General features: G+C 69.0%; 3 protein-coding genes, 1 tRNA gene and 1 pseudogene. 2 read left to right on the top strand and 3 right to left on the bottom strand.

Features of this window, described 5'->3' with window-relative positions; all coding sequences use genetic code 11:
* Nucleotides 1–204, top strand: a 204-nt coding sequence (locus tag J7523_RS19705; protein ID WP_291890398.1) for a hypothetical protein, incomplete at its 5' end; no start/stop codon positions are given.
* 883 nt (nucleotides 205–1,087) lie between these two features.
* On the opposite strand, the gene J7523_RS19700 is transcribed toward J7523_RS19705, so the two are convergent.
* The 3 genes from J7523_RS19700 to J7523_RS19690 form a co-directional block, all read right to left on the bottom strand.
* Nucleotides 1,088–1,160 (bottom strand) — tRNA-Lys (locus J7523_RS19700).
* A gap of 229 nt (nucleotides 1,161–1,389) precedes the next feature.
* Nucleotides 1,390–5,292 (bottom strand): hypothetical protein, encoded by a 3,903-nt coding sequence (locus tag J7523_RS19695; RefSeq protein ID WP_291890396.1) that lies wholly within the window; start codon nucleotides 5,290–5,292, stop codon nucleotides 1,390–1,392.
* A gap of 779 nt (nucleotides 5,293–6,071) precedes the next feature.
* Entirely contained in the window at nucleotides 6,072–6,620 is a 549-nt protein-coding gene (locus J7523_RS19690; protein WP_291890395.1) for an SMI1/KNR4 family protein, read from the bottom strand.
* A 449-nt stretch (nucleotides 6,621–7,069) separates the two neighbouring features.
* On the opposite strand from J7523_RS19690, the pseudogene J7523_RS19685 reads away from it, so the two are divergent.
* A pseudogene (locus J7523_RS19685) lies at nucleotides 7,070–7,273 on the top strand (hypothetical protein); the annotation flags it as partial.

Here is a 7,273-nt window from a genome sequence, read left to right as displayed (position 1 = left end):
AGCGAGGAGTACGCCGAGCGCCATGCCCCGGGGCCGCCGCGATTCCGGTGGCTGCAGGTGACGGGCCGGCGCGGCACGGACGACCTGTGGGTCGACGACGACCTGCTCCTGCACGTGACCCCCGAGGCTCTCGCGGTCCTGCGACAGGGGAGGCTGGACCACGCGGTCGTCGTGCGCGTCGACCGTGGGGAGGGACCGGCTTGAGCGTGCGATGCGTGGATGACGCCCCCTCCCTCCTCCACGGTGGGAGGGAGCGTCATCACGACTGACGGCGTCGCGCGGGAGCTCGCGAGAGGGCAGCACTCGGGACGCCCGGGCCGTGGCGGCGGCGAGCGCGATGCACGGCGGGAAGTGCGCTAGAGGATCGGCTGCGGGATCTCGGAGACGTCGCGGACGCGCGCGTGGTCGATCGAGAAGCCGCGGAGGACCTGCAAGCGCGCGCTCGCTGACGCAGAGGTGCACCCGGCGGAGCAGGACGATGTCGTCGCCCTCAGTGCCTGAGGGGAGCAGGCGGTACCAGTGCGGCAACTCGAGGTCGCGCTTGCGCAGCACGAGTTCCTCCGACATCGACACGTGAACGGGCCCCACCTCCAGCCGGTCAGCCCGGCGCACTGGAGCGCGTCGGCGAGCCTGTCGGTGACGAGCCAGAATCCCGACGTCGACACGATGTCGTCGCCGAGCCAGTCAGCAAACTCGAAGTACAGGTCACCCAGGAGCTGGGGCTCACGAGCGACGTCATAGTCCGCCCCTTCGCCGAGCCCGCCGGCGACCTCTGGCTTGATCCAGTGCATCAACCCTCCCTCGGCATGACGTGGTGACCGACACGACCATCGACCTTCGTCGTGCACTCACGGACCTCCGCCCTGAGGCGCCCATCCTCAGAACGCGTCAGAGGAGTCGTCCCAGAGCTCGCGGATCCGGACGAGGTGGATGTCGCGGTTCAGGTGCGAGTGGGCGCCGCGCGGATTCTCGAACGTCGCCATGCTGCGAGGTCGGGACCCGTCGCTCGCGGCGCGAGCTCACGCACGTGCTGCACGTGGCGACCCTACGGTGTGTCACCGAGGATGAAAGCACAGGTCGGGAGAGGTGGGCCCCGTGGGGATCGAACCCACAACCCGCGGATTAAAAGTCCGCTGCTCTGCCAGTTGAGCTAGAGGCCCGCGACGTGCGGGGATACATCGGGACATCCCCAAGGGAAACGCTAGGGACAACCCGCGAGGGCCACACGTCGTGGACGAGGCTACGCGGTCGCCGGGCGTGTTTGGGCTCGCAGCCAGACGCCTGACGCCGGGCGGCCGAGTGGCTGGGGCGCAGCGGACCACAACCGGGCGAAGGCCGCGCGGTGGCGTTCGTCGTGCCTGCTTGCCGCGCGCGGGGCCGGACCGGCCGTCACGCAGGCGCGGAAGCGGCCGAGCTGGAGACGCCGTCGCTGAAGACCTGCACTTGCGAGAGCAGGTCGAGTGCCGTCCAAATGCCGGCGTCGACGGCCTGATCTGTTGGTCCCCGGCCGAGGACATCCAGGATCTCGCCGGCCAAGGTCAGCGATGACGCGTCGAGAACCTCCTTTTCCACCTGTTGGATGAGGAGTCCGAGTGCGCGATCGACTGTAGGTGCTACTTCTGCGGGAAGGCGATCCACAAGGGCCGACGCATCTCGTCGGGTTGCAGCGAGCGCCTCGGAGTTCGGAGGGCTGATGATCGTCGGCCACTCGGCGGGTCGACGCCGGTGCAGCGCGGTTGCCCACGAGTCCCGGACCAACCGGTCGGCGAGTTCCTGGAGCGCCTCAGAGGCAGGGTTGGAGGAAGACGGCACCGACAGGCCCGCGGCCGTTGCGAGGCTCTCGAGTGAGTCGCGCGTCAGCGGCAGGACAGGCTGAGGGCCATGCCGCGTCAACGAGACACCCTTCGATACGGCGATGCCCTCGTCGATCGCCAGGAGCCAGACGTTGCAGGCGAGGGCGTCGCGTATCGCGCTATCGAGTCCCGCAAGCGCCAGAACTGCAGCGTCCCAGTCATCCGCCTCGGCTGTCAGAAGCCAACCAGTCTCGTCGATGTTTCCAGGGAACGGCCGGGGGTCGGGCACGAGGTACAGCTGCCCGCTCGGGACGGACGCCGCCACCTGAGACAACAGGTCGCGCTCCTTCTCGTGGCACTCCTGAGCGGCCGCAGCGATGGTCTGTTCTACTCGCTCGCCGTCCCCGAACCGGACTCCCCGCCAAGCATCAGGGCTCAGGTTCGCGCTGAGGGCCGCGCGGGCCAGGCGTCGTAACGCGGCGCCGAGGCTCTCGGGTAGCGGCTGGTCGAGTCCGAAGACTCGCGGTGACGTTGAGAGGGCCTCTTCGATGCGGCTCGCAGCATCCCGGAGGGCCATCGAAGTCGCCGCGCGGTTGTCGTTCGACGCGAAGGTGTTCAGTGCTTGGGCTGCCGTGCTGAGTGCACGCGACACCGGGTCATCTTCGCGCCGTGCGGCGTCTTCCTGGGCGTGTGACAGAGGGCGAACTTCGGACCTCTCCGCCGGCCGGGGGGCGAGTTCGCCCGCACGCTGAGCTACGCGCTGAAGGCGGGACGTCCAAGCAACCCTTGCCGATGGCTGGTCATTGGGTCGCAGTCGGTACGGTGCGTCCGCCGCAAGCTCGACAAGTTCCCGACCAATCCGCGCCTGCTCGGTCAGGAGTTCGGTCCATGAGGGTGCGGCCAGCTGCAGGCGGAGGGCGCCCTGGAAACCAACGTTGCGGCGGACACCGGCGCGGTCAGGGAACGCGCTCCGCGGCATGTGCTTGAAGCCCGGCTCGTGGTCGCCGAGTGTGTAGCGCGCACCGGATGGGCTGATGGTGACGACCTGCGCGCGAGCGGCTTCTGGGCACCCGTCGAGCAGCTGCCGCGCGAGGTCGACGACGAAGTCATTCAGCCGGTCGCCACCGGTGGCGCGTGCGCTGTCCCAGGCCATGTCCGCGCGCTGACCTTGCTCGTCTGGACTGCGCATCACGGTCAGAGAGGGTCCGCCGTCGCCCTCGAACGTCAGCGACACGGCCGACGGCTCGCAGCGCGCAATCACGGTTGCGCGATCCGCAAGCGTCCCGAACACCCTGACGAGGTCGCCCGGCGGAACGAAGCCCGCTAGGGCGTCGATCAGTCGCGCCCAGGCGGCGGCCTGCTCGGAGGTGGTCGGCACCGCGAACGCGCTGAAGATGGTGGCTGCGTCGGTTGGGCCGAACTTGATGGTGCCAGCGAGGGCCTCGAGTAGCCGAAGGCCCTCCACCAAGGTTCCCTCGGTGGCGAGCCTGACCGCATCGTCGGTGGTGAGGCGTCTCGCCACCGCATCGAGCACGGTCGAGGCTCGCGGTGGGAGTTGCTGGGCGACGGCGGTCAGTCGTTCGAAACTGCGGTCCCACTGGTCCGAGCCGATTTGGCCGAGAGTCGCGCCCTGATTCCGTATGGAGTACAGCATCGGAGCGAAGAGCGCCGGTGAGGTATCCCTTGGCAGAAGACGCCGCATGACTGGCAAGCAGGCGGCCGCGTAAGCGGCGTTGTCCGCGCGCTCGGCTCCCTCAAGTAGCTCGGCCACCTGTGGCCCGGAGGTGCTCGCTGCTGTGACCTGGTCCGCAACCGCCTCGGCCACTGCGAGGAGGGTGTCGGGGTACCGCTCGGCCGCGCGCCGGAGCAACCACCCGGCTTCATCAGGAGGCAGGAGCCGCGCCACCGAGCGCATCGTGTCGGCGAGCGTTGGCGGTGGGGAGTCGTGAAGTAGGTCGGTGAGCGTCTGCGATCGCAGCTCGTGGAGGCCCGTCCACGTGCCTCCGTTGTCGCGGAGGACATGCTCGTCCTTCAGCACCGCCAGGGCGTCGCCGACTCTGCTCGGGTCGTCAGTCCTGCTTGCCAGCGCGCTGGCGACCATCGCCGAGCTCAGAGACAGGCCTGCAGCATGTGCGGCGAGGACGAGACGCGCCGCCGCTCGCTCCAGTGCACGTTCCGGCCCCGCGAGGTCGGCGGCCTGTGACGCCAGAACCTGCTCGAGGTGCCTGCCTTCGCGTAGGAGAGAGAGGAACTCCATGAGGAGCCCCCGGCTGCGCGAATGGGCCTCTGACGCGGCCATCTTGATCGTTAGCCCGGCGCTCCGGACCCGCTCGGCAATCAAGCTGGCGGTTGCCGAATCGAGCGCCGGTTTCACCACACGTGCGCTCCCGCGTAGCAGATAGGGGCTGAAGTCCTCCTCGCGGGCTGCGCCGAGGACGAAGACGTGGGCGACCTCGCGCAGCACCTCGACGGCGTCGGTCCAGGCGTTCATCCCTGGGCGGCCGAGGTTGTCTGCAGCCACGACGACCGGAGACGCAAGCGTGGGACGGAGTAGTTCGACATGGCGCACCAGGAGGTGGACGTCGGCCTCGGAGGCGACGCGGGCGACGCGCAGCACCCGAGCGCCGAGGATCACGTCGCGGGCGGCCCGCCACAAGAGGACTGACTTGCCCGAGCCGGACGGCCCGACGATGACCGCGTATCCCTCGGACTGAGCCGCCTCGTTGATCTGGCCCATCTCGCTGGCTCGGATGACGTCCAGGCCCTGCGCGACGTGGGCGGGAGCGCCATCCAGCCCTAGGTAGAACTGCTCGGCGGAGGTCCCGCCAAATCGCGAGAAGTCCGCGGGGCGACACACGCCGGCCATCACGGCCGCATCGAGACCCTTCACATCGACAGCCGACTGTACGTCGTGCAGCGTCGAGTCGATATCGCCGACATGGAGTGTTCGGGCCTGGCCCAGGTCGAGGTGCCGTTGATCTGCCGCAGCCCGGCCAAACATGTCGTAGAGCGCGCTCGTGGCGAAGGAGGCGACGGCGGGATTAACTTCAAGTCGCTTGCAGAGCAGCGCCTCGCTCTGTTCGCGGAGGTTCCAGGGCAGCGAGATGAGCTTGACGCGCGCCAACGCGGCCACCGCATCGTCGGGCGCGAGTCCGTGTCGGACGAGCGCTTCGACAAGAGCGCCGCAACTGTCTCGATGATCCGCGAGCGTCTCGGCCCAGCCGGTGAACGGCAGGCCGCCGCTGAGCTGTCCGTCGGTCACGATGGCGATCGCCTTCGCGCCGGTGTCCAGTGCGTGGAGGATGGCGTCGCGCGTTCGCGCCGTCGTGAGTTCGCCAGCGCCGGCGCCCACTTCCTTGACCTGAATGAACGTGTCGTCGCCCGCGAAGCCATGGCAGTCAAGGTCCTCAAAGCCCTCGGGTGTGACTCGCGCAAATGGCAGCTCCCCGACCCGGGCCATGATCAGCACGTGAACAGAGACGGCAAGTTGCCAGCTCACGCCGGCGACGTTCCTTGACCCCTGCCGGAGCGTCGCCCACAGTTCCGCACGTGCTTCAGGCTCCGGGGACTCACGGGGTGCCCTTGCAGCGTCGGCCGGCGTCCTCTCTGACGGACGGCGCCTCGACTTTCCATGGTTGTGACGTGAAGCCACTGCGCGCCCCCATCTAGGACCGGATCCACTGGTACGCGATCGCAGGCTGACGTTACCGGGGCGGGCCGACGCGCCGCGGGGCAGTTCGTCGCGAGCATCCGCCAAGGCGGCGTGCGCAAGGGCTCCGATCGAACAGCTTCCTTGCCTCGCTCGCGCCAGGTCGCGCGAGTGTCGATCGTCGCATGGCGCCAGAGCATCCCGTCGACGGCGCGGTAGTCGATCGTCCGTCGGTGCGTGCCATGGCGATCGAAGAACGCAACCCGGACGTTGCCGCTCGCGCCGACGGTGAACGTCCACCGCTGCAGGGGCGATTCCTGTCGTGCGACCGACGAGCCGATCGCGGAGAACGCCTCGCCGGACTCGTACCGGCGGCGTGCTTCGTCCTCCGTGATCCACACGACCTCGGACGCCGGGACGGAGGTGTCCCAGTACTCCGCATAACGCACCTTGGTGCTCATCAGTTGCCGCCGCTCCCGAGAATGTCCGTCATCTGAACGTCGAGCTCAGCTCGATTGCGCACTCTGCATGACGTGTCGAGAATGAGGATGACCCATGCTGCCGCGTACTCCCGTACCGAGGCAGCGGTCGTGTTCGTCTGGGTCTGACGTGCGGGATCTCGGCTGACGTCAGTTCGCCCCTGTTCGAGCCTGCTCCAGCGCCCAGTCGACGTCCTTCTGGAGATAGGTGAGGGCCGAGAGCCAGTACTCGTAGAGGCTCGGCCAGCTCTGGATGAGCTCGTCGTGACCGAGCCAGTGGACGGGGTGCCCGCCGTCGGTCACGGGGCCCGCGAGGTCGACGACCACGATCTCCTCGTCACCGACGTGCACCGGGTAGAGCCCGTCGCGCGGGGGCAGCTGGGTGGGGTCGAGGTTCTCGTACAGGTCGTCCAGGTGCGTCATGGCCTGCTGCCAGCGGTGCCCGTGCCCGAGCTGGTCGGTCGAGAGCAGGTCGCCGTAGCCGAAGCCGTTCTCCCAGCCGTCACCTTCCAGCAGCACCGCCCGGTGCAGGTCGTCCAGGGGGTGCCCGAGGCGTCGTTGCGCTGTCTCGATCTGCTCGTCGGTGGCCCGCTCGCCGGGGATGGACGGCGGGTACATGCGGGGTGCGAACTCGTTGAGACGGATGCGGCGGATCAGCATCTCTCCGACCAGCACCGGCCACGGCACGTTCTCAGTCATGGAGTCGAACCATCCCTTCCCGCTCTCAGGATCCCGCAGGTCGACCGGTCGTGGCCCGTGGACGAGCGGATCCGGTGGACCGAGATTCTGTCGCGCACGAGGCGGAGACTCGCGGTCGGTGACGTTCCGGTCACGACGTCCGCGCCTCGAGGAGACGTCGTCGCGTCCTCCGGGCGGGTGACCACGCGTGGCCGGAGCGCGGCGCGCTCACCCGTTCGGCCTGCTCAGCGGGCTGGTGACCCCGGACGCGCACACACGCCCGTTACCCGACCGGGACGGTCGTGTGACCGCCCCGTGCTGGTGGACGACGTCCGTGACCCGCGAGGCTTCAGTCCTCGACGAGCACAGGGGGACACATGCGTGGTCGGTTGTCAGCACGGCTCCATCAGAGCGAGGAGTGCGGCTCCGGACGTCGACCCCGCAGCCGCTACCGGACCCGCGTCGTCGCCGTGGCAGCAGCCGTGACGCTCGCCGCCACGCTCGCGGCGTGCAGCGACGGCATGGGCGACAGCACGTCCGGCCGGGAGATCGGCTACGACCAGGAGCTCCCCGAGGCGTGGGTCGGCCCGCCCGGCACGTCGCGCGAGGAGTACGACGACTCCCCGGAGCAGCCGTTCCAGGACGTCGTGACGAGCCCGCTGTCCACGTTCGCG

The sequence above is a fragment of the Cellulomonas sp. genome (assembly GCF_017744555.1).
Classification (GTDB): Bacteria; Actinomycetota; Actinomycetes; order Actinomycetales; family Cellulomonadaceae; genus Cellulomonas.
The sequence above is the reverse complement of the archived record's forward strand: the minus strand, read 5'-3'. Positions and strand labels throughout refer to the sequence as shown.